Annotated in this window: 18 protein-coding genes and 1 tRNA gene; 15 read left to right on the forward strand and 4 right to left on the reverse strand. The window is 43.0% G+C overall.

Annotation, left to right across the window (positions count from 1 at the left end):
- Positions 1-10: 10 nt before the first annotated feature.
- The 4 genes from PSH50_RS16230 to cysG are packed head-to-tail and all read right to left on the reverse strand — an operon-like array spanning position 11 to position 5,566.
- Positions 11-1,735: an SLC13 family permease gene (locus PSH50_RS16230; RefSeq protein ID WP_264390827.1), complete on the reverse strand. Its 1,725-nt coding sequence runs from the start codon at positions 1,733-1,735 to the stop codon at positions 11-13.
- 31 nt (positions 1,736-1,766) lie between these two features.
- Positions 1,767-3,191 carry a sulfate adenylyltransferase subunit CysN gene (gene cysN / locus PSH50_RS16235; protein WP_024032042.1) on the reverse strand — a complete coding sequence of 475 codons (1,425 nt, stop codon included), beginning with the start codon at positions 3,189-3,191 and terminating at the stop codon, positions 1,767-1,769.
- Positions 3,191-4,090, reverse strand: a complete 900-nt coding sequence (cysD, locus tag PSH50_RS16240) for a sulfate adenylyltransferase subunit CysD (RefSeq protein WP_004588199.1) — start codon at positions 4,088-4,090, stop codon at positions 3,191-3,193. The genes cysN and cysD overlap by 1 nt, the downstream gene beginning before the upstream one ends.
- Before the next feature lie 48 nt (positions 4,091-4,138).
- Positions 4,139-5,566, reverse strand: a complete 1,428-nt coding sequence (gene cysG, locus PSH50_RS16245) for a siroheme synthase CysG (protein WP_024032043.1) — start codon at positions 5,564-5,566, stop codon at positions 4,139-4,141.
- A 281-nt stretch (positions 5,567-5,847) separates the two neighbouring features.
- Here cysG and deoC point away from each other — a divergent pair, with 281 nt between their 5' ends.
- The 15 genes from deoC to PSH50_RS16320 form a co-directional block, all read left to right on the forward strand.
- A complete protein-coding gene (gene deoC / locus PSH50_RS16250; RefSeq protein WP_248531392.1) occupies positions 5,848-6,591 on the forward strand; it encodes a deoxyribose-phosphate aldolase in 744 nt (247 codons plus the stop codon).
- Positions 6,592-6,604: 13 nt separating this feature from the next.
- The gene (locus PSH50_RS16255; protein ID WP_029774147.1) at positions 6,605-7,453 is read left to right on the forward strand and encodes an SPFH domain-containing protein; all 849 of its coding nucleotides are present in this window, start codon (positions 6,605-6,607) and stop codon (positions 7,451-7,453) included.
- 106 nt (positions 7,454-7,559) lie between these two features.
- Positions 7,560-7,636 (forward strand) — tRNA-Trp (locus PSH50_RS16260).
- A 132-nt stretch (positions 7,637-7,768) separates the two neighbouring features.
- The gene (gene secE, locus PSH50_RS16265; RefSeq protein ID WP_248531390.1) at positions 7,769-8,146 is read left to right on the forward strand and encodes a preprotein translocase subunit SecE; all 378 of its coding nucleotides are present in this window, start codon (positions 7,769-7,771) and stop codon (positions 8,144-8,146) included.
- Positions 8,147-8,150: 4 nt separating this feature from the next.
- The gene (gene nusG / locus PSH50_RS16270; protein WP_024032045.1) at positions 8,151-8,708 is read left to right on the forward strand and encodes a transcription termination/antitermination protein NusG; all 558 of its coding nucleotides are present in this window, start codon (positions 8,151-8,153) and stop codon (positions 8,706-8,708) included.
- A 213-nt stretch (positions 8,709-8,921) separates the two neighbouring features.
- Positions 8,922-9,350, forward strand: coding sequence for a 50S ribosomal protein L11 (gene rplK / locus PSH50_RS16275; RefSeq protein ID WP_004588205.1), 429 nt, complete (start codon positions 8,922-8,924; stop codon positions 9,348-9,350).
- 3 nt (positions 9,351-9,353) lie between these two features.
- Positions 9,354-10,058, forward strand: a complete 705-nt coding sequence (gene rplA, locus PSH50_RS16280) for a 50S ribosomal protein L1 (protein ID WP_004588206.1) — start codon at positions 9,354-9,356, stop codon at positions 10,056-10,058.
- A 323-nt stretch (positions 10,059-10,381) separates the two neighbouring features.
- Complete coding sequence (rplJ, locus tag PSH50_RS16285; protein WP_024032046.1) at positions 10,382-10,876, forward strand: 50S ribosomal protein L10; 495 nt, start codon at positions 10,382-10,384, stop codon at positions 10,874-10,876.
- Between the two features lie 75 nt (positions 10,877-10,951).
- Entirely contained in the window at positions 10,952-11,314 is a 363-nt protein-coding gene (gene rplL / locus PSH50_RS16290; RefSeq protein WP_004588208.1) for a 50S ribosomal protein L7/L12, read from the forward strand.
- A 272-nt stretch (positions 11,315-11,586) separates the two neighbouring features.
- Complete coding sequence (rpoB, locus tag PSH50_RS16295) at positions 11,587-15,612, forward strand: DNA-directed RNA polymerase subunit beta (protein ID WP_004588209.1); 4,026 nt, start codon at positions 11,587-11,589, stop codon at positions 15,610-15,612.
- A 104-nt stretch (positions 15,613-15,716) separates the two neighbouring features.
- Positions 15,717-19,889 (forward strand): DNA-directed RNA polymerase subunit beta', encoded by a 4,173-nt coding sequence (rpoC, locus tag PSH50_RS16300; RefSeq protein WP_004588210.1) that lies wholly within the window; start codon positions 15,717-15,719, stop codon positions 19,887-19,889.
- A 192-nt stretch (positions 19,890-20,081) separates the two neighbouring features.
- On the forward strand, positions 20,082-20,456 hold the full coding sequence (gene rpsL / locus PSH50_RS16305; RefSeq protein ID WP_002958885.1) for a 30S ribosomal protein S12: 375 nt from the start codon (positions 20,082-20,084) through the stop codon (positions 20,454-20,456).
- A 97-nt stretch (positions 20,457-20,553) separates the two neighbouring features.
- Positions 20,554-21,024, forward strand: a complete 471-nt coding sequence (gene rpsG / locus PSH50_RS16310) for a 30S ribosomal protein S7 (protein ID WP_004588211.1) — start codon at positions 20,554-20,556, stop codon at positions 21,022-21,024.
- A 27-nt stretch (positions 21,025-21,051) separates the two neighbouring features.
- Positions 21,052-23,166 (forward strand): elongation factor G, encoded by a 2,115-nt coding sequence (gene fusA / locus PSH50_RS16315; protein WP_054983403.1) that lies wholly within the window; start codon positions 21,052-21,054, stop codon positions 23,164-23,166.
- Positions 23,167-23,228: 62 nt separating this feature from the next.
- The coding region (locus PSH50_RS16320) for a GTP-binding protein (RefSeq protein ID WP_033023824.1) at positions 23,229-23,355 on the forward strand (127 nt) is incomplete at its 3' end.

Genomic DNA, 23,355 nt, shown 5'->3' on the forward strand with positions numbered 1-23,355 from the left:
AGCGCCCGTATTAAAAAGGAAATACGAGCGGGATCAAGGTTAATACCGTGATTGAATAAATAATAGAAAGGGGCAAGCCCATTGTTATGTAATCTTTTAAGCGGTAGTTACCCGCGCTGTAAACCATAAGGTTTGTTTGATACCCAAACGGCGATATAAAACTGGCAGATGCACCAAACGCTACCGCCATAATAAAGGGTAGTGGGTCTACATTAAAACCCACTGCTAGCGAGTAAGCCACAGGGAATGAAAGCGCTGCTGCGGCATTATTAGTAATAAGCTCGGTGAATAATACGGTCATTAAAAATATGGCGATAAACGCGCCATAAGGGCCAAAATCACCTAGTACCATAAATAGGGCATCTGATATTTGCCCGGCAAGCCCGGTTTCTATCATTAATTTAGCAAGCCCTATGGCACTGCCTACAACGGCGAGTAGCTCAATGGGAAAGCGACGTTTTACTTCGCTCAGTTTAACTGTACCGCTAAGCAATAAGCCAATGAGTAACACCAGCAGGCCTTTTACTAAAGGAACTATACCTACAATGCTTAACCCTAACACGGCGGCAAAGCCTGCCAATACAATATTAGATTGTTTAGGTTTTAGGTGTGTTTGTAAGTCAAACCCCGATATATACACAAATTCGCGGTTTAAATTAGGTAAAGAGTAAAAGTTTTTACCGGGAGCGAGTATTAAGGAGTCGCCGGCTTGCAATTGCACTTGCCCAAGGCCGCCTTGTAAGCGGTCGTGCCCTCGGCGAATGGCAATAACAGCGGCATGAAACTGCTCTCTAAAACGCGCCTCTTTTACGGTTTTGCCAATAAACTTTGATGATTGGCTTACAACCACTTCAACTAAGTGTTCTATGTCTTTTTCGTGGTTGTCGTGCACCACTTTTAATCCGTCAAAGCGTCTTAATAAGGGTACCGATTTAATATCGCCAACAAACAGTAGTACGTCGTTTTGTCTAATAATTTGCTGAGGTGTTACTGCGTATATACGCTCATTGCCACGAATAATTTCGGCGAGGAATAAATCTTTTAAATCGCGTAGGCCGTTTTCTTCTACGGTGCGGCCAATAAGTTTAGAGTCTGCCTGCACTTTTCCCTCTAAGTAAAAGGGAATAACCTCTTGTGTGTTTTTGCCGTTGTCGGGCAGGTATTTGAGCATCACTAAAATAGTAATGAGGCCCACACTTAATGCGCCAATGCCCACTAAGGTAAAATCAAAAAAGCCCAGTGGCGCCATACCTGCATCTACGGCAAAGCCGTTCACTATTAAATTGGTTGATGTACCAATAAGTGTAATGGTGCCGCCTAATATAGCGGTGTACGACAGCGGTAATAGTAGCTTTGAGGGTGAATGATTTGGGTTGTCTTTTATGGCGGTGATAAGCGATGCCACAACCGCGGTATTGTTAGTAAATGACGATAAAAACGCGGTTGATAAACCAAGCTTTGTTACCGACTTTACTAAGCTTCCTTTAGATAACGATTGGGAAAGCTGTTGTATGAGTGTGGTTTTTTCAATAGCGATTGAAACCAGCACTAATAATACTAGGGTAATGAGCGACGGGTTTGCGTAGTTTACTAACATGCTTTCAAGGTCAATCAGGCCTGTTAAATAACCCGTACCAATAGCACTTACAAATAACCATGCTGGATTAATGCGGGTGCCAAAAAGGCACCCAACTAAGGTAAGCATAATGCCTGTTAAAACGAGCTGCTCTACCATGCTTTTATATTCCTAACAGACATTTTTATACTTACAGTTTTGAAATATCAAGCGCTTGCCAATGTGGGAAGTGCTTGCGTACTAAGCTATTAAACTCAATTTCAAAGTCGCTGAAATCGCTGTTTTGTTTTTCGCTTTTTAGTACTTGCTCAATCATACCTGCGGCAACCGTTAAGTTAGATAAACGGTCGATAAGGATAAATGAGCCAGTTTCGTGGTTGTTGTGATACTCGTCAGCTAATATTGTTTCGCTTAGTTCAAGTGTGACAATGGCAATTTCGTTTAGCTGAAGTGAATCGGCTGTGCCGTGCTCTAAAGTATTTACATCAATAGTGTGGTCAATCTTTTTAACCACGGCTGATGTATTTTTGCTACCTAGTTTAATGTTGTAGCTTTTACCTAGTACCAGCGGCTCTTCGTGCATCCACACAAGTTTAGCTTGTATAAGGTTAGTAACCGTTGCACTTGAGCTTTGCGGCACAATGACATCGCCGCGGCTAATATCAATTTCGCTATTGAGGGTAACGGTAATTGCTTGGCCGGCCTCTGCGTGATCTAGGTTGCCATTAAAGGTCACAATTTCTTTAATACTTGATGTTTTACCCGACGGTAATACTTTTATTGCATCGCCAACTTGTAATTTACCTGATGCCAATGTGCCCTGAAAACCACGGAAGTTTAAGTTAGGGCGCACTACATATTGCACAGGCAAGCGTGCTTCAAAGCCGGTATCGGTTTCGGCCGCTGGTGAGTCTTCTAAAAGCTCAAGCAATGGCTTGTCGGTGTAATAAGGCGTATGAGCAGAGCGGGTTACTACGTTGTCGCCTTTAAGCGCCGACATAGGCACAAACTTAATGTTTGATACGTTAAGTTGCTCAGCAAATTTAAGGTAGTCGGCTTTGATTTTTTCATAAACGGTTTCGTCAAAATCAACGATATCCATTTTATTAATCGCTACCACAAACTGTTTAATACCTAGCGAGTCACAAATAAAGCTATGACGCTTAGTTTGTACTTGCACACCGTAGCGAGCATCAACCAAAATAATGGCTACATCGCTTGTTGATGCGCCTGTTACCATGTTGCGTGTGTATTGCTCATGCCCTGGGGTGTCGGCAATAATAAATTTACGCTTAGCCGTTGAAAAATAACGGTACGCTACATCAATAGTAATACCTTGCTCGCGCTCAGCTTGTAGGCCATCTACCAGTAGCGCTAAGTCTAGCTCTTCGCCTGCGTTACCTACTTTTTCGTTATCTTTATGAAGAGCAGCTAGCTGATCTTCATAAATTTGGTGGCTGTCGTGCAGTAGGCGGCCAATCAGTGTTGATTTACCGTCATCTACGCTGCCACAGGTAAGCATACGCAATAAGCTTTTATCTTGTTGGCGTGCTAGGTAGGCGTCTATGCCAATCTCTTTTACTTCGTTAATGGTGTCGTTAGTATTGGTAGACATTAGAAATACCCCTCACGTTTTTTCTTCTCCATTGAGCCTGCTGAGTCGTGATCTATTACACGGCCTTCACGTTCAGATGACGTAGATAGCAGCATTTCTTCAATAATTTCTGTTAGGTTACTGGCTGTAGATTCAACTGCACCGGTAAGTGGGTAACAGCCTAAAGTACGAAAACGTACCGACTTCATTTGTGGTACTTCGCCCTCAGCAAGTGGCATGCGCTCATCGTCGACCATAATTAAGGTGCCGTCGCGCTCTACTACTGGGCGCTCTTTCGCTAAATAAAGCGGAACCATTTCAATGTTTTCTTGGTAAATGTATTGCCAAATATCAAGCTCAGTCCAGTTAGACAGTGGGAATACACGAATGCTCTCACCTGGGTTAACTTGGCTGTTGTAAGTATTCCAAAGCTCCGGACGTTGGTTTTTAGGGTCCCAGCGGTGGTGTTTATCGCGGAACGAGTAAACACGCTCTTTAGCGCGAGACTTTTCTTCATCGCGGCGTGCGCCACCAAATGCAGCATCAAAGCCGTATTTATCTAGCGCTTGCTTTAAGCCTTGGGTTTTCATTATGTCGGTATGTTTACCTGAACCATGCTCAAACGGGCTAATACCCATTGCCATACCTTCTGGGTTTTTGTGTACCAGCAGGTCAAAACCGTATTCTTTTGCAAGGCGATCGCGAAACTCAATCATTTCACGAAACTTCCAGTTGGTGTCTACGTGTAATAACGGAAACGGAATTTTTGCAGGGTAAAATGCTTTACGCGCTAAGTGCAAAAGTACCGATGAATCTTTACCAATAGAGTAAAGCATTACTGGGTTCTCAAACTCAGCGGCGACTTCGCGCATGATTTTGATACTTTCAGCTTCAAGTTGCTGAAGGTGAGTTAAAGCCATTGTTAGTCGTCCTACTAAAATGATTAAAAGTGATTAAGTAAAATATAATTATGTATTTGATACGCCGGTTAGCGGCTGAGCAAAGCTACTGGTTTGCTCGTTTTGGCCAAACCACGCAAGCTGCGAGTGCAGGGCGGCTACTTCGCCAATAATAAGTAATGCTGGCGATACCACACTGTTGCGCTCTATTAAATCTGCAAGCTCACCTAATTGCCCCGTAACAACACGCTGGTTTTTACGCGTGCCGTTTTCGATTATGGCAACTGGCGTATTAGCGCTACGCCCATGTTTTAAAAGCTGAGCCTGTATATGTGGCGATTTAATAACGCCCATATAAATAGCTAAAGTTTGATGCGCTTTAGCAAGCGATTGCCAATCGAGCTCTTGGCCATCTTTTTTACAATGCCCTGTTACAAACTGGATGGCTTGTGCGTGGTCGCGGTGAGTAAGCGGAATACCCGCATACGCGCTACAACCAGCGGCGGCAGTTATACCCGGTACTATTTGATAATTAACGTTATTGGCAGCCAGTACTTGTACTTCTTCGCCACCACGGCCGTAAATAAATGGGTCGCCGCCTTTAATGCGGCATACTTTTTTGCCTTGCTTGGCAAAATCAACCAGCATTTGGTTGGTATCTTCTTGCGCTACACTGTGATCGCCCATACGCTTGCCTACGCAAACTAAATCGGCATCACGGCGTACTAATTCCATAATTTCATCAGACACTAAATAGTCGTATACAACGACATCGGCTTGCTGCATTAACTGCAATGCTTTAAGTGTTAAAAGCTCAGGATCGCCTGGGCCTGCACCCACTACATACACTTCGCCTTCTGGCTCGGCTTTGGCATCAAGCATTTGCTCTAGTTGTGCTTGTGCTGCATCGGTATTACCTGTTTGCACTTTGCTTACGACTGATGAATCAAACACGCCTTCCCAAAACTGGCGGCGATCAGCAAAGTGCTTAAAGCGCTGTTTTACTTTGTCTCTAAAACTGCCAACTAAAGTAGCCAGTGGGCCAATGTGTTGTGGGATTAACGTTTCGAGCTTTTCACGTAGTCGCCGAGCAAGTACTGGCGCGGTGCCTGCACTTGAAATAGCTATGGTTATTGGATCACGGTCTACAATTGATGGGAATATAAACGTACATTTAGGTTGGTCATCAACCACATTTACAAATACATTGCGTGCGTTTGCTAGCTCAAATACATTGTTGTTTACTTCGTCTAAGTCTGTGGCTGCTATAACCAGCATTTTGCCATCAAGGTGCGACTCATCAAAATAGGCATCAATAAGCGTTACTTCATTGTTTTGTGCATGTTCTTTTAGTTCATCACAAAACCAAGGTGCCACTAAGGTTACATTTGCGCGGGCTTTTAAAAACGCGCGACATTTGCGTAATGCGACCTCTCCACCGCCAACAACCAGCACGGGTTTGTTGTCGAGTTTGGTAAAGATAGGTAAATACTGCACGTGGTTAACACCTCTAAGTAAAATCTAAAATAAAACGCTATTGAGCAGGGGGCAGAATATAGCGCGCACTAGTAAGTAAAAAATAATTAAAACCAAGTTTATATAACCAAAAGTTATAATGGGTGGTTGTTTTAGGTTTAAGCCTTAATCTATAGGGGATTAACGCGCATTACACGCAAAATAATGTGCTTATAGTGTTTGGTTATGAGCTATAGCGAGATTACGTTAATTTGTTACTATGGCGCTGAACCTAATTTATCGCCTACTTAAAGGGATTACGTATGACTGAACAACACAACGATGCACACTTAGCTGTATCGCTTATGGATTTAACAAGCCTAAACACCTCAGACACGGCCAGTGATATTCAGCAGCTTGTAAATAGTATTAACCCTAAATTGGGCACACCTGCTGCAGTATGCGTTTACAGTGATTTTGTAGATGATGCAAAAATAGCATTGGCTGCGCGTGAGCTTAACCATGTAAAAGTAGCAACGGTTACAAATTTTCCTAGTGGTGATGCGCCACTGAGCGATGTGATAAACGAAACACTGATAGCAATTGAGCGCGGCGCGGATGAAATAGATTTAGTGATCCCGTATAAAGCGCTTATTGCTGGCGAGCACAGCAAAGTGCTGGAGTATGTAACTCAAAGTAAAAAAGCCTGTGGTACAAGAGCGCAATTAAAAGTAATTATAGAAAGTGGCGAACTTAAAACTGCAGAGCTAATCACTAAAGCTACAAACTTGGCTATTCAAGGCGGGGCTGATTTTGTAAAAACCAGCACAGGTAAAGTGGCAATAAATGCAACGCTTGACGCAACAAACGTGATGCTCAGCGCTATTAAACAATCGGGTAAGGTTGTTGGTTTTAAAGCCGCAGGCGGAGTTAAAACTGTTATTGATGCAAAGGAGTATTTAGCACTGACACGCTCAATTATGGGTGATGACTACTTACAGGCCACTACATTTAGGTTTGGCGCATCAAGCTTACTAAGTGATGTATATAAAGTATTAGAAAAATAACCAAGGACATATAATGAAACCAAGAAATTCAGGGATGCAAAACCTGGTCAATAACCTTGTTAAAGGTGCCATTTTGGCCGGTGTTGTAGGGTTTGGCTTAACTGCATGTACTAACCCAAGCACGCCTGCAGGTGAAGAAGGGTATGTGTACGAAAAACCAAGAATATTTGGCGAAGGGGGCTACCAAGGCACCATGAAAGGACCTGCTAACTATGGTGTTTCTTTACTTCGTAATGAAGTGGTAAATATTGATATGCGACCTAATACGTATACTGAAACATTCAGAATTCTTGCTAATGATGATTTAAATATAAAATTTGATTTTCATGCAGTAATAGGGATTCAAAGTGGCTCGGTAAAAACAGTTGTAGAAGAGTATGGCGCTGAGAACTGGTATAAACGCTTTGTGCGTGAAACGTTTAGAACCTATGTGCGTGACATTGTGCAAAAGTACGACAGTGGTGAGCTGAAAACAAACCGCGAACAAATAGCGCAAGAAGTTAGTTTGCGTTTACAAACTTATTTATCATCAACGCCCTTTAAATTAGCAAATGTAGTAGTGGGAGATATTAATTACCCAGCCATTGTCGCAAATGCTGTAGAGAAAAAGCTTGCCGCGCAGCAGTTACTAGCAGAGAAAGAAACACAAAAAGAAATAGCACGCAAAGATGCTGAAATAAGAGTGGAAGAAGCAAAAGGTATTGCCCAAGCTCAAAAAATAATTAACGCAACGCTTACTGCAAATTATTTACAACATGAAGCTATAAACGCGCAGGCAAAAATGGCTGAGTCGCCAAACCATACAACGGTTTATATTCCAGTTGGTAATAATGGCGTGCCGCTAGTAAAAGGGGCTAATTAAGCCTTTTTATTATTAAGGACTTAATAGTTTATCGAGATTTTGCAATGTGGGTATCTTTTAGGCTTGTGTTAATGATTTGCGTAAGTATAATAGGCATCCACTTTGCAGGGGCGTAGTTCCAATTGGTAGAACAGCGGTCTCCAAAACCGACGGTTGGGAGTTCGAATCTCTCCGCCCCTGCCATTTTTACTCATAAGTTGAGTAAGTCTGGGGTTAAAAATCGGTTTAAATAAGTCTGTTTTTAAGTTTAGATTTTAATGGATTAACCCTGCCGTTGTGTAGGGTTGTTGTGTCTGTAGTTAAGGTAATAATATTATGAGCACGAATGTAGAAACACCATCAAGTGCGATGGAGTCGGTAAAGTGGTTAGTAGCAATCGCGCTACTTGCAGGCGCAGTTGTTGGTAATCACATGTTTGCAGATCAGTCTGTATTACTACGTGCAATTGGCGTTGTGGTTGCTATAGCAGCAGGTTTAGGTATTGCCTCGCAAACCGCTAAAGGCAGTGACTTTTTAGCATTTGCTAAAGAAGCACGCATTGAAGTACGTAAAGTTGTTTGGCCAACGCGTCAAGAAACTACCCACACGACATTAATCGTAATGGTTGCAACAGTGATTATGGCGCTTATCCTTTGGGGATTAGATGGCATTTTATTCCGCGCTGTAGGCTTTTTAACTGGATTGGAGATCTGATCCCATGTCGGATGAGAACAAAGAAATTAAATTACGCTGGTACGTTGTACAAGCATTCTCTGGTTACGAAAAGCGTGTAGCGCAAACGTTATCAGAGCACATCAAAATTGAAGGTCTTGAAGAGAGCTTTGGTGAAATATTAGTACCAACAGAAGAAGTTGTTGAGATGCGCGCTGGTCAAAAGCGTAAATCTGAGCGTAAATTCTTCCCAGGTTACGTACTAGTACAAATGGATATGAACGATGCAAGCTGGCACTTAGTGAACAGCACTGAACGTGTAATGGGCTTTATTGGTGGTACTTCTGACCGCCCAGCGCCTATTAGTTCTAAAGAAGCAGAACGCATTCTTAACCGTCTTCAAGAAAACGCTGAAGCACCTAAACCAGCTACATTATTTGAGCCAGGTGAAGTTGTTCGTGTTACTGATGGTCCATTTGCTGACTTTAGCGGTGTTGTTGAAGAAGTTGACTACGAAAAGAGCCGCGTGAAAGTGTCGGTACTTATTTTTGGTCGTTCTACACCGGTTGAACTTGAATTTGGTCAAGTTGAACAAGATAAGTAATTGATTAAAAAAGCTTCGCCATTATTTACTTAAATTTTGGCACGAAGCTTGAAAAAGGCCGCTGATTAACTTATAATCAGCGGCCTTTTTGTATTAAGGCAAAAATTTATTTTTGCTCGCAAAAAGTACGAAACCAATTTTTAAACTGGGAAGCCGTTAGAGTACGCGTCCTCGCGCGCACAAGGCTAAGACCCACCAAATGAGGTATTTATAATGGCTAAAAAAGTTGAAGCTTTAATCAAGCTACAAGTTGCCGCTGGTATGGCTAATCCTAGTCCTCCAGTAGGTCCTGCACTAGGTCAACACGGTGTAAACATCATGGAATTCTGTAAAGCGTTTAACGCGCGTACAGAGTCTATCGAAAAAGGCGCTCCAGTTCCTGTAGTGATCTCTGTTTACGGTGACCGTTCATTTACGTTCGATATGAAAACGCCACCTGCTGCTTACTTACTTAAGAAAGCTGCTGGTATCAAATCAGGCTCAGGCCGTCCTAACACTGAAAAAGTAGGCACAGTAACTCGTGCTCAACTTGAAGAGATCGTTGAGACAAAACGAGCTGACCTTACAGCGGCTGATATGGACGCTGCGGTTCGCACTATCGCAGGTTCTGCGCGTGCGATGGGCTTGAACGTAGAGGACTAAGAAATGGCTAAATTAACTAAACGTATGCGTACTATCCGCGAAAAAGTGGAAGTAACTAAAGATTACGAAATCAATGAAGCAGTTGCGCTTTTAAAAGAGTTAGCGACAGCTAAATTCGTAGAAAGTGTTGACGTTGCTGTTAACCTTGGTATTGACGCTCGTAAATCTGACCAGAACGTTCGTGGTGCAACTGTACTACCTAACGGTACTGGCCGTGATGTTCGTGTTGCTGTATTCACTCAAGGCGCTAATGCAGAAGCTGCAAAAGAAGCCGGTGCTGAATTAGTAGGCATGGAAGATCTTGCTGAACTAGTTAAGAAAGGCGAGATGGATTTTGACGTTGTTGTTGCATCACCAGACGCTATGCGTGTTGTTGGTCAACTAGGTCAAATCTTAGGTCCACGTGGTCTTATGCCTAACCCTAAAACTGGTACTGTAACGCCTAACGTTGCAGAAGCAGTTAAAAATGCGAAAGCAGGTCAAGTACGTTACCGTAATGACAAAAATGGTATCATCCATACTACTATCGGTAAGGTTGATTTCACTGCTGAGCAACTTCAACAAAACCTTGAAGCTCTAATCGTTGCGCTTAAGAAGGCTAAACCTTCTCAAGCTAAAGGTGTTTACGTTAAGAAAGTAACCATCTCTACAACAATGGGCGCAGGTGTTGCTGTTGACCAAAACACTTTAAGCACTTCTGTAGCTTAATAGGTGTTTACATGGCGTGAAATTTGTACTATAATTTTGCGCCATTTTGTTGAATAATTTATTATTTAACAAGTAAAGAATTCGGGTTGAAGTCCATAATTTCGCTAAGCTCTTGAGTGATGCGATAAATTGGGCTTCCGTCCAAGACCGTAGGCGGCTTCGGCCTTAATATTACCTACGTAGACGGTGTGAATCCCCAGATAGATTTTTCCTAATCTCTTCTGGCTCTCGCCGTAAAAAGCATCTCTATCAAGTTTGTTGATGGGGAAGAGTAAAACAGGGAAGCCGAGTGTCGGTGACCCATTAAACCAGGAGTAACACCCATGGCTTTAAATCTTCAAGGCAAAAAAGCAATTGTTGCTGAAGTCAACGAAGCAGCCAATGGTGCTCTTTCTGCAGTTGTTGCAGATTCTCGTGGTGTAGCAGTAGGCGCAATTACAGCCCTTCGTAAAGAAGCTCGTGAAGCTGGTGTATGGATGAAAGTTGTTCGTAACACTCTAGCAAAACGTGCTGTTGAAGGTACTGAATTTGAATGTCTATCTGATTCGTTAGTTGGTCCAAGCTTAATCGCTTTCTCATCAGAGCACCCTGGTGCTGCTGCGCGTATCTTCGCAGATTTCGCGAAAAAGAATGAGAAATTCGAAGTTAAAACGGCCGCTTTTGAAGGAAATGTTGTAGATGCAGCAATGCTTGCTACATTACCTACATACGATGAAGCTGTTGCACGCTTAATGAGCGCTATGAAAGAAGCGTCTGCTGGCAAATTGTGTAAAACAATTGAAGCAGTACGTGTACAGAAAGAAGAGCAAGCTGCTTAATTTTAAGCTGTTTAACCTCTCTTTCGGTGTAAATTTATTTGGACCTAGAGTCCGTTAATTATTAGGAAATTTGTAATGTCTGTAACTAAAGACCAAATCCTTGACGCAATTGCTGAAATGTCAGTAATGGACGTTGTTGCTCTTGTTGAAGCAATGGAAGAAAAATTCGGCGTAACTGCTGCAGCTGCTATGGTAGCAGGTCCTGCTGCTGAAGCTGCTGAAGAGAAAACTGAATTTGACGTAATCCTTACTGGCGCTGGCGCTAACAAGGTTGCGGCAATCAAAGCTGTACGTAGCGCAACAGGCCTAGGCCTTAAAGAAGCGAAAGCTCTTGTTGAAGCTGCTCCTGCACCTATCAAAGAAGGTGTATCTAAAGAAGAAGCTGAAGCACTTCAAAAAGACCTTACTGAAGCTGGTGCTGAAGTTGAGGTTAAGTAATCTAGCTCACGCTAGGTTCGCTGCCTGAGTAATCAGGCAAGGGCTGGTGATTATTTAATCACCGGCCTTTTTGCGCTATAGAGTTATGTATTCCTATAGCTCAAATAAAATCTGATTTTCTCTTTACTTTCAACGCTTTATAGTTTGCTAGTGTTGCTAAGGCGGAGTTAATTAGAACAACAATTAAATGTTGTAAATCTTGGCATAGATGCCAGTTAAGTCTGTTCTTACAAGAACAGGTCGGGTCAAAGATCAGCAAGCTGAGGAACCCCATGGCTTACTCTTATTCTGAAAAGAAACGTATCCGTAAGGATTTTGGTAAACGTCCACAAGTTTTGGATATACCTTTCTTACTGTCGACACAGTTAGAATCGTTTAAAAAATTCTTAGTCCCAGACGCTGATGGCGATCATGGTTTGGAAGCAGCCTTCCGTTCTGTGTTCCCTATTAAAAGCTACTCGGGAAATTCTGAGCTTCAATACGTAAGTTATCGTATTGGTGAGCCAGTATTCGATGTAAAAGAATGTCAAATTCGCGGTGTGACTTATTCTGCTCCACTTCGCGTGAAACTGCGTCTTGTAGTTATGGACAAAGAAGCTCCAGGCACAGTTAAAGACATTAAAGAGCAAGAAGTTTACATGGGCGAAATTCCGCTCATGACTGATACCGGTACTTTTGTAATCAATGGTACAGAGCGTGTTATCGTTTCTCAGCTACACCGTAGCCCTGGTGTATTCTTTGATAACGACCGCGGTAAAACCCATTCATCGGGTAAAGTATTATATAACGCACGCGTTATACCTTACCGTGGTTCATGGTTAGACTTCGAATTTGATGCAAAAGATAACTTATATGTACGTATAGACCGTCGTCGTAAATTACCGGCGTCTATTATTTTACGTGCACTTGAGTACTCTAGCGAAGAAATCTTAGATATGTTCTTCGATACTACCGCGTTTGAAGTAACTGACGGTAAAGTTCTTATGGAACTTGTGCCTTCACGTTTACGTGGTGAAACTGCCGCTTTTGATATCAAAGGCGAAGACGGTGAAGTACTTGTTGAAAGCGGTCGTCGTATTACGGCTCGCCACATCAAGAGCATCGAGAAAAAAGGCATTAATCAATTAGAAGTACCACATGAGTACATCATTGGCCGTATTGTAGCTAAAAACTATGTTGATGAGTCAACAGGTGAAGTTATTGCAAACGCTAATGACGAGCTATCACTAGAGTTGATGGCTGAATTGGTTAAAGCAGGTCACACTAAAATTGAGACGTTATACATCAATGAAGTGGACAGCGGCGCTTACATGTCAAATACATTAAATATTGACTCGTCTAGCAACCGTTTAGAAGCATTAGTAGAAATTTACCGCATGATGCGCCCAGGCGAGCCACCGACGAAAGACGCGGCTGAAGCCTTATTCGAGAACTTATTCTTCTCTGAAGAACGTTATGACTTATCTACTGTAGGTCGTATGAAGTTCAATAGCCGTGTTGGTTACGATACAGACACAGGCCCTGGCACATTAAGCAAAGAAGACATCGTGTCTGTTATGAAAGTATTAATTGCTATTCGTAACGGTCAAGGCGATGTTGATGATATTGACCACTTAGGCAACCGTCGTATACGTAGTGTTGGCGAAATGGCTGAGAACCAATTCCGTGTTGGTCTAGTACGTGTAGAACGTGCTGTACGTGAGCGTTTAAGCTTAGGTGACCTTGACGCGATAATGCCACAAGATCTTATTAACGCTAAGCCTATTTCGGCAGCGGTTAAAGAGTTCTTCGGCTCGTCTCAGTTATCACAGTTTATGGACCAAAATAACCCACTATCAGAAGTAACGCATAAGCGTCGTATTTCTGCATTAGGTCCGGGCGGTCTAACACGTGAGCGCGCTGGCTTTGAAGTACGTGACGTTCACGTAACTCACTATGGTCGCGTATGTCCAATCGAGACTCCTGAGGGTCCAAACATCGGTCTAATTAACTCGTTATCTACGTACGCACGTACAAATGATTACGGTTTCTTAGAAACACCTTACCGTAAAGTGGTAGATGGTGTAGTAACTGATGAAGTTGATTATTTATCAGCCATTGAAGAAGGTCAGTTTGTTATCGCACAGGCGAACTCAAACTTAACTGAAACCAATGAGTTTGTTGATGAACTTATTCCGTGTCGTCACAAAGGTGAATCTACCTTTATGGGTCGCATGGACCAGCAATATATGGATGTATCACCACAACAGGTGATCTCTGTAGCGGCTGCACTTATCCCGTTCCTAGAACACGATGATGCTAACCGTGCATTGATGGGTTCAAACATGCAACGTCAAGCAGTACCAACATTGAAAGCGGATAAGCCGTTAGTAGGTACAGGTATTGAGTTAACACTAGCGAAAGATTCTGGTGTAACGATTGTTGCTAAACGTGGTGGTGAAGTAATGTACGCCGATGCTAGCCGCATCGTTGTAAACGTACATGACGATGAGCGTATTCCTGGTGAAGCGGGCATCGACATTTACAACCTTACTAAATACACACGTTCTAACCAAAATACATGTATTAACCAAAAACCAACGTGCATGGTTGGTGAACCGGTTACTCGTGGTGACGTGTTAGCAGATGGTCCTTCGACTGACTTAGGTGACTTAGCCCTTGGTCAAAACCTTCGCGTGGCATTCATGCCATGGAACGGTTATAACTTCGAGGATTCAATCTTACTATCAGAGCGCGTAGTTGAAGAAGATCGTCTAACGACTATCCACATTCAAGAACTACAGTGTGTTGCCCGTGATACTAAATTAGGTCCTGAAGAGATCACTGCAGATATCCCGAATGTGGGTGAGTCTGCGCTAGGCAAGCTTGATGAATCAGGCGTTGTTTATATTGGTGCTGAAGTTAAAGGCGGCGATATCCTAGTAGGTAAAGTGACTCCGAAAGGCGAGACGCAATTAACACCTGAAGAGAAGCTACTGCGTGCTATCTTCGGCGAAAAAGCGTCTGACGTTAAAGACAGCTCTTTACGTGTACCAAACTCTGTAACTGGTACTGTAATTGACGTACAAGTTTTCACCCGTGATGGTGTTGAAAAAGATAAGCGTGCGTTAGAAGTTGAAGACATGCAGCTTCGCGAAGCGAAGAAAGACTTCAACGAAGAGTTCCGTATTCTAGAAGCCGGTGTATTAGACCGTGCTCGCAAGCTACTTGCTGCAGCAGGCTTCGATGAAGACAACTTAGCGTCACTAAATGCTGAAAAGCTACTTACTCAAAGCCTTGCACAAGAAGACAAGCAAGCTGAACTTGAGCAACTAGCTGCACAGTACGATGAGCTTAAAGCTGAATACGATAAGAAGTTTGAAAACAAACGTCGTAAAATTACTCAAGGTGATGACTTAGCACCAGGCGTACTTAAGATTGTTAAAGTATACCTAGCTGTTAAACGTCGTATCCAACCGGGTGATAAAATGGCGGGTCGTCACGGTAACAAAGGTGTTATCTCGACTATCGTACCAGTAGAAGATATGCCATACGATGATAAAGGTCGTACGGTAGATATCGTACTAAATCCACTAGGTGTACCATCACGAATGAACATCGGTCAGATCCTTGAAACACATATGGGTCTAGCTGCACGTGGTATTGGTGAGCGCTTAGAGGAAATGATGAAGGAACAACGTGAGCTGCATGAGCTACGTGAATTCATCAAGCAAGCTTACGAAATCGGTGAATCTCGTCAAGAAGTAGATATTGCTAGCTTCTCTGATGATGAAATTCGTCGTTTAGCTGATAACTTAAAAGGTGGTTTACCAATCGCTACTCCTGCATTTGATGGCGCTAAAGAAGACGAAATCAAAGACATGCTAGAGCTTGGTGGATACCCAAGAAGTGGTCAGGTTACACTCTATGATGGCCGTACTGGCGATCAGTTTGAACGTCAAGTAACTGTTGGTTACATGTACATGCTTAAACTTAACCACTTGGTTGACGATAAGATGCACGCACGTTCTACTGGTTCTTATAGCCTTGTTACTCAGCAGCCGCTGGGTGGTAAAGCACAGTTCGGTGGCCAGCGTTTTGGTGAGATGGAAGTATGGGCACTTGAAGCTTACGGTGCTGCTTACACTCTACAAGAAATGCTAACAGTGAAATCGGATGACGTGAACGGTCGTACTAAGATGTATAAAAACATCGTTGATGGTAACCATAAAATGGAACCAGGTATGCCAGAATCGTTCAACGTATTGTTGAAAGAAATCCGCTCACTGGGTATCAACATCGAGTTGGAAGAAAATTAAGCCAATTAGATGCTGCAGTTAACCCTGCAGCATCTGTTACGGCTGAATAGAATGTAGGGGCGAGATTATCCGCCCTCAAGATTAACTCCGACAGGAGAGCTAAGGTGAAAGACTTACTTAAGTTTCTGAAGCAACAAAATAAGACCGAAGAATTCGATGCAATTCGCATTGGTCTTGCTTCACCAGACATGGTTCGTTCATGGTCATACGGTGAAGTAAAGAAACCTGAGACTATTAACTACCGTACTTTCAAGCCTGAGCGCGATGGCTTATTCTGTGCCCGTATTTTCGGCCCAGTGAAAGATTATGAGTGTTTATGTGGTAAATATAAACGCCTTAAACACCGTGGTGTGATCTGTGAGAAGTGTGGCGTTGAAGTTACACTTACAAAAGTGCGTCGTGATCGTATGGGTCATATCGACCTTGCGAGCCCAGTAGCACATATATGGTTTTTAAAATCATTACCGTCTCGTATTGGCTTAATGCTTGATATGACACTTCGTGATATTGAACGTGTTCTTTACTTCGAATCATTCGTAGTAACTGAGCCTGGTATGACAACGCTTGAGCGTGGTCAACTATTAGGTGAAGAAGAATACCTAGATGCACTTGAAGAGCACGGTGATGAGTTTGAAGCTAAGATGGGTGCAGAAGCAGTATTAGACTTGCTTCGTGAACTTGATCTTGGCCAATTAATTGCAGAAATGCGTGAAGAGTTACCAACAATTAACTCTGAAACGAAGCGTAAAAAGATCACTAAGCGTCTTAAGTTAATGGAATCGTTCCACCAATCAGGTAATAACCCTGAGTGGATGATCATGACAGTACTTCCAGTATTGCCACCTGACTTACGTCCATTAGTACCACTAGACGGTGGTCGTTTTGCGACATCTGATCTAAACGACCTTTACCGTCGTGTTATTAACCGTAATAACCGTCTTAAGCGTCTATTAGATTTAGCTGCACCAGATATTATCGTACGCAACGAAAAACGTATGTTACAAGAAGCGGTAGATGCGCTACTTGATAACGGTCGTCGTGGTCGTGCAATTACAGGTTCTAACAAGCGTCCGCTTAAATCTCTTGCTGATATGATCAAGGGTAAGCAAGGTCGTTTCCGTCAGAACTTACTTGGTAAGCGTGTAGATTACTCTGGCCGTTCTGTAATCACGGTTGGTCCTACACTTAAGCTTCACCAATGTGGTCTTCCTAAGAAGATGGCACTTGAGCTATTCAAACCATTTATCTATGGCAAATTAGAGCGTCGCGGCATGGCTACGACAATCAAAGCTGCTAAGAAAATGGTAGAGCGCGAAGTAGCGGAAGTATGGGATGTACTAGACGAAGTAATTCGTGAACATCCAGTATTACTTAACCGTGCACCTACACTTCACCGTTTAGGTATCCAAGCGTTCGAACCTGTACTAATTGAAGGTAAAGCAATCCATTTACACCCATTAGTATGTGCGGCTTACAACGCCGACTTCGATGGTGACCAAATGGCGGTACACGTACCGTTAACACTTGAAGCTCAGTTAGAAGCTCGTGCACTAATGATGTCTACTAACAACATTCTATCTCCAGCGAATGGTGAGCCAATCATCGTTCCTTCACAGGATGTTGTATTAGGTCTTTACTACATGACGCGCGATCGCATTAATGCGAAAGGCGAAGGCATTGTATTTAAAGATCCTAAAGAAGCAGAAAAAGCATACCGTAGTGGTAACGCAGAACTTCACGCGCGCGTTAAAGTGCGTATTAGTCAGTCAATCACTAACGAAGCAGGTGTTGTTGAAGACACTGTAACGCTTATCGACACTACTGTTGGTCGTGCAATTCTGTCTCTAATTTTACCTAAAGGCATGCCGTTTGAGTCAATCAACCAAGCATTAGGTAAAAAGCAGATTTCTGGCTTATTAAACGAGTGTTACCGTCGTCTAGGTCTTAAAGACACTGTTGTGTTTGCTGACCAAGTTATGTACACCGGTTTCCACTACGCAATGAAGTCAGGTGTTTCAATTGGTATCGATGACTTAGTTATCCCACCAGTTAAAGCATCAATCATTGAATCAGCTGAAGCTGAAGTAACTGAAATCAACCAACAATTCCAATCAGGTCTTGTAACGGCTGGTGAAAAGTACAATAAAGTTATCGATATCTGGTCACGTGTAAATGAAAACTTATCACGTGAAATGATGGCCAACTTGTCTAAAGACACGGTTATCAATGCGAAAGGTGAAGAAGAAGAGCAACCGTCATTTAACTCAGTGTTTATGATGGCCGACTCCGGTGCTCGTGGTAGTGCCGCTCAGATCCGTCAGCTAGCAGGTATGCGTGGTCTAATGGCACGTCCAGATGGTTCAATCATCGAGACGCCAATCACGGCTAACTTCCGTGAAGGTCTAAACGTACTACAGTACTTCATCTCAACGCACGGTGCGCGTAAAGGTCTTGCCGATACAGCACTTAAAACAGCTAACTCAGGTTACCTAACGCGTCGTCTAGTAGACGTTGCACAAGATTTGGTAATCAATGAAGACGACTGTGGCACAGAAGATGGCTTAACAATGAAACCGCTTATTGAAGGTGGTGACGTTGTAGAAGCACTTCGCGAACGTGTACTAGGTCGTGTTGTAGCTGAGCCTGTGGTTATCCCTAATACAGATACTGTATTAGTAGAACGTAATATCATGCTTGATGAAAAACTGTGTGACCTTTTAGAAGAGCACTCAGTAGATGAAGTTCGCGTACGTTCTGTTATCACCTGTGATAACGACTTTGGTGTATGTGCTAAGTGTTATGGTCGTGACCTTGCACGTGGTCATATCATCAACGCGGGTGAATCAGTAGGTGTTATCGCGGCACAATCAATCGGTGAGCCGGGTACACAGCTTACGATGCGTACATTCCACATCGGTGGTGCGGCATCAAGAGCATCAGCTGAAAACAATGTACAAGTTAAAACTGACGGTACGTTAAAACTACATAACGCTAAGTATGTACTTAATACCGACGGTAAGATTGTAATTACTTCACGTTCAACTGAAATCACTATCATTGATAGCTTCGGTCGTGAAAAAGAGCGTTATAAAGTACCTTACGGTGCGGTACTAACAGTACAAGACAATGCAGAAGTTCAAGGTAACGACATCGTTGCTACTTGGGACCCGCATAGTCACCCAATCGTTCTTGAGCATAAGTCAAAAATCTCGTTCAGCGATATTGATGACTCAAATACTGAAGCACAAACTGATGAACTAACCGGTTTAACCCGTGTAGTTGTTAAAGACCTTGCTAAAGTAAATGCGAAAGAGCCTAAGCTTATCATCGAAAGTGAAGAGCGCGGCTTGCAAGAAACACGTCTACCTTCATTCACTACGATTGAAGTGACAGATGGCGTTACAGCAAACCCAGGTGACGTACTTGCACGTATTCCGCAAGAAGGTTCGAAAACTCGTGATATCACGGGTGGTCTACCACGCGTAGCCGACTTATTTGAAGCACGTAAGCCAAAAGATCCAGCTATCTTAGCTGAAATCACAGGTACTATTAGCTTCGGTAAAGAAACTAAAGGTAAGAAACGTTTAGTTATTACACCAGCTGAAGGCGATCATTACGAAGAGATGATTCCTAAGTGGCGTCAACTTAACGTGTTTGAAGGTGAGCAAGTGTCTAAAGGTGAAGTTATCGCCGATGGTCCTGAATCACCACATGACATCTTACGCCTACGTGGTGTGACTCATGTTGCTAACTACATTGTTAACGAAGTGCAAGAGGTTTACCGTTTGCAGGGCGTTAAGATCAATGATAAGCACATTGAAACAATTATTCGTCAGATGCTACGTAAATGTACCATCCTTGACGGCGGTGATACTGAGTTCTTAGCGGGTGAGCAAATTGAAGTAGCTCGCGTTAATATCGCTAATCGTGACCTTGAAAAACAAGGTAAAATCCCAGCGAAGTTTGAAATACAACTTATGGGTATCACGAAAGCATCACTAGCAACCGAATCTTTCATCTCGGCAGCGTCTTTCCAAGAAACAACACGTGTTCTTACAGATGCCGCAGTGAATGGTAAGAGCGATGAGCTTCGTGGTCTGAAAGAAAACGTAATTGTGGGTCGTCTGATCCCAGCCGGTACTGGCTTTGCGTATCACCAAGACCGTATGGCTCGCCGCAAGCAGGGTGAAGTTGTTGAAGAGCAAACAGTAAGTGCAGAAGAGGCAACTCAAGCACTAACAGATGCTCTGAACGCAGATTTATCTGGAAATCAATAAACTCTTATTAATCAACAGATTAATAAATCGTAAGACAGTTATCTACTGTCTTACGATGAGTTTAGGTTGACAGGTTAAACTTTGCTCATTAAAATTCCGCCACCCATTTACTTGCATGTATGTTACAAGCTTGTAAAAAGGGCGGATTTTTTATTTTTTTCAGTAGTAATTTTAATTTCAGGAGCTATTTAAATGGCAACTATTAACCAGCTAGTGCGTAAGCCACGTCGTAGCAAGGTTACTAAAAGTAACTCAGCTGCGCTTAAAGCGTGTCCGCAAAAGCGTGGTGTATGTACTCGCGTATATACAACTACACCTAAGAAACCAAACTCAGCGTTACGTAAAGTAGCTCGTGTACGTTTAACTAACGGTTTCGAAGTAACATCATACATCGGTGGTGAAGGTCATAACCTTCAAGAGCACAGTGTAATCCTAATCCGTGGTGGTCGTGTTAAAGATTTACCAGGTGTGCGTTTTCACACTGTACGTGGTGCACTTGACTGTGCAGGCGTTAGCGACCGTCGTCAAGCTCGTTCTAAATACGGTGCAAAACGCCCTAAAGGCTAATTGTTTTCCGTTAGTAAGGCCAAGCACTAAATATTATTAATTATTGTTTTGGGTGATTGTTCCAAAAGGACAAACCTGAATAAACCGGAGATACAAAATGCCTAGAAGACGCGTAATAGGTCAACGTAAAATTCTTCCAGATCCTAAGTTCGGATCGGAACTTCTTGCTAAATTCGTTAACATCGTAATGTTAGACGGCAAGAAATCTACTGCTGAAAAAATTGTTTATGGTGCGCTAGACGTGGCTGCTGAGAAATCAGGCAAGTCGCACCTAGAAATCTTTGAATCTGCACTTGATAACATCCGTCCACAGGTAGAGGTTAAATCTCGCCGTGTTGGTGGTTCAACTTATCAAGTTCCAGTTGAAGTACGTCCAGTACGTCGCAACGCATTAGGTATGCGTTGGTTAGTAGACGCTGCACGTAAGCGTGGCGAAAAATCTATGGGCTTACGTTTAGCTCAAGAAATCGTTGACGCTGCTGACAACAAAGGCACTGCGGTTAAGAAACGTGAAGACGTTCACCGTATGGCTGAAGCGAATAAAGCATTCGCACATTACCGTTGGTAATCTGTCCTTAACCTTTAAGAGGATCATATGGCACGTACAACTCCACTTGAGCGCTACCGTAATATCGGCATAGTAGCTCACGTAGATGCAGGCAAAACCACCACAACAGAACGTGTTCTGTTCTACACAGGTCTTTCTCATAAGATCGGTGAAGTACATGATGGCGCCGCAACTATGGATTGGATGGAGCAGGAACAAGAGCGTGGTATCACAATCACTTCTGCTGCAACAACGTGTTTCTGGAAAGGGATGGACGCGCAATTTGACGACCATCGTATCAATATTATTGATACTCCAGGACACGTAGATTTCACTATCGAAGTAGAGCGTTCTTTACGCGTACTTGATGGTGCGGTAGTTGTTCTTTGTGCTTCATCAGGTGTACAGCCGCAAACTGAGACAGTTTGGCGCCAAGCGAACAAATACGAAGTTCCAAGAATGATCTTCGTAAATAAAATGGATCGCACAGGCGCTGACTTCTTAACGGTTGTTGACCAGGTGAAATCTCGTCTTGGAGCAACGCCTGTTCCAATCCAGTTGCCAATTGGCGCTGAAGACGACTTTAAAGGTGTTATTGACCTTATAAAAATGAAAGCCATTAACTGGAACGAAGCGGACCAGGGTATGACTTTCTCTTATGAGGCAATACCGGCAGAACTTCAAGAGCTCGCTCAAGAATGGCACTCTCATTTAGTTGAAAGTGCAGCTGAAGCCTCTGAAGAACTAATGGATAAGTACTTAGAAGGTGAAGAGTTAAGTGAAGCAGAGATTAAATCTGCCTTACGTCAACGCACATTAGCGAACGAAATTGTTCCCATTACGTGTGGTAGTGCATTTAAAAACAAAGGCGTTCAAGCTGTGCTTGATGGCGTTGTTGAATACATGCCTGCACCAACACAAGTGAAACAAATCCAAGGTATCCTAGAAAATGGAACTGAGGAAGAACGTCCAGCTGATGATAAAGCGCCGTTTGCTGCACTTGCATTTAAAATTGCAACAGACCCGTTTGTTGGCACTTTAACCTTTTTCCGTGTTTACTCTGGTACTGTTAAACAGGGTGACGCGGTTTATAACCCAGTTAAAAGTAAGCGTGAGCGATTTGGTCGTATCGTACAGATGCATTCAAACTCACGTGAAGAGATCAAAGAAGTTCACGCAGGCGATATTGCGGCAGCTATTGGTCTTAAAGACGTAACAACAGGTGAGACACTGTGTGATCCGAACTCTATCATTACGCTAGAGCGTATGGAGTTCCCAGAGCCAGTTATCTCTGTTGCGGTTGAGCCTCGCACAATCGCTGACCAAGATAAGATGGGTATTGCACTAGGTAAACTAGCCGCAGAAGATCCGTCTTTTCGTGTACAAACTGACGAAGAATCAGGCCAGACTATAATCTCTGGTATGGGTGAACTTCACCTTGATATCATTGTCGACCGTATGAAACGTGAATTCAGTGTTGAATGTAACGTTGGTAAGCCGCAGGTTGCATACCGAGAAGCTATTCGTTCAACTGTTGAAGTTGAAGGGAAGTTTGTACGTCAATCAGGTGGTCGTGGTCAATATGGTCACGTCTGGGTTAAACTTGAACCGATGGATATTTCGGATGATGAAGCACCAATTTATGAGTTCGTTAACGAAACTGTAGGTGGTTCGGTTCCAAAAGAATTTATCCCTGCGGTAGACAAAGGTATCCAAGAGCAAATGTCTCAAGGTGTACTGGCAGGCTACCCATTACTTGGCGTTAAAGCGACTTTATATGATGGTTCATTCCATGATGTAGACTCGAATGAAATGGCATTTAAAATTGCAGGTTCAATGGCAATGAAAGCTGGGGCGCTTAAAGCTGACCCTGTACTTTTAGAGCCAATGATGAAGGTTGAAGTAATCACTCCTGACTCAAACATGGGTGATGTAGTTGGCGACTTAAACCGTCGTCGCGGCATAATCGAAGGCATGGAAGATGCAATAGGTGGACTTAAGCAAGTTAATGCTCAGGTTCCTCTTTCTGAAATGTTTGGTTATGCAACTGCTTTACGATCTGCAACACAGGGCCGTGCTTCTTACTCTATGGAGTTTTTGAAGTACGCTGAAGCCTCTAAAAATGTTGCAGATACAATAATTTCAGCTCGCGCTGTTATATGATTTTAGCTTGTCTGGCTCAATAGTGAGTCAGGCTTTAATTTCTTAATTAGGAATTTTTTAAGATGGCAAAAGAAAAGTTTGAACGCGTAAAACCGCACGTAAACGTTGGTACAATCGGCCACGTTGACCACGGTAAAACTACACTAACTGCAGCAATCACTAACGTACTTGCAAAAGTATACGGCGGTG

The sequence above is a fragment of the Pseudoalteromonas sp. Angola-7 genome (genome assembly GCF_028599255.1).
GTDB classification, from domain to species: Bacteria; Pseudomonadota; Gammaproteobacteria; order Enterobacterales; family Alteromonadaceae; genus Pseudoalteromonas; species Pseudoalteromonas atlantica.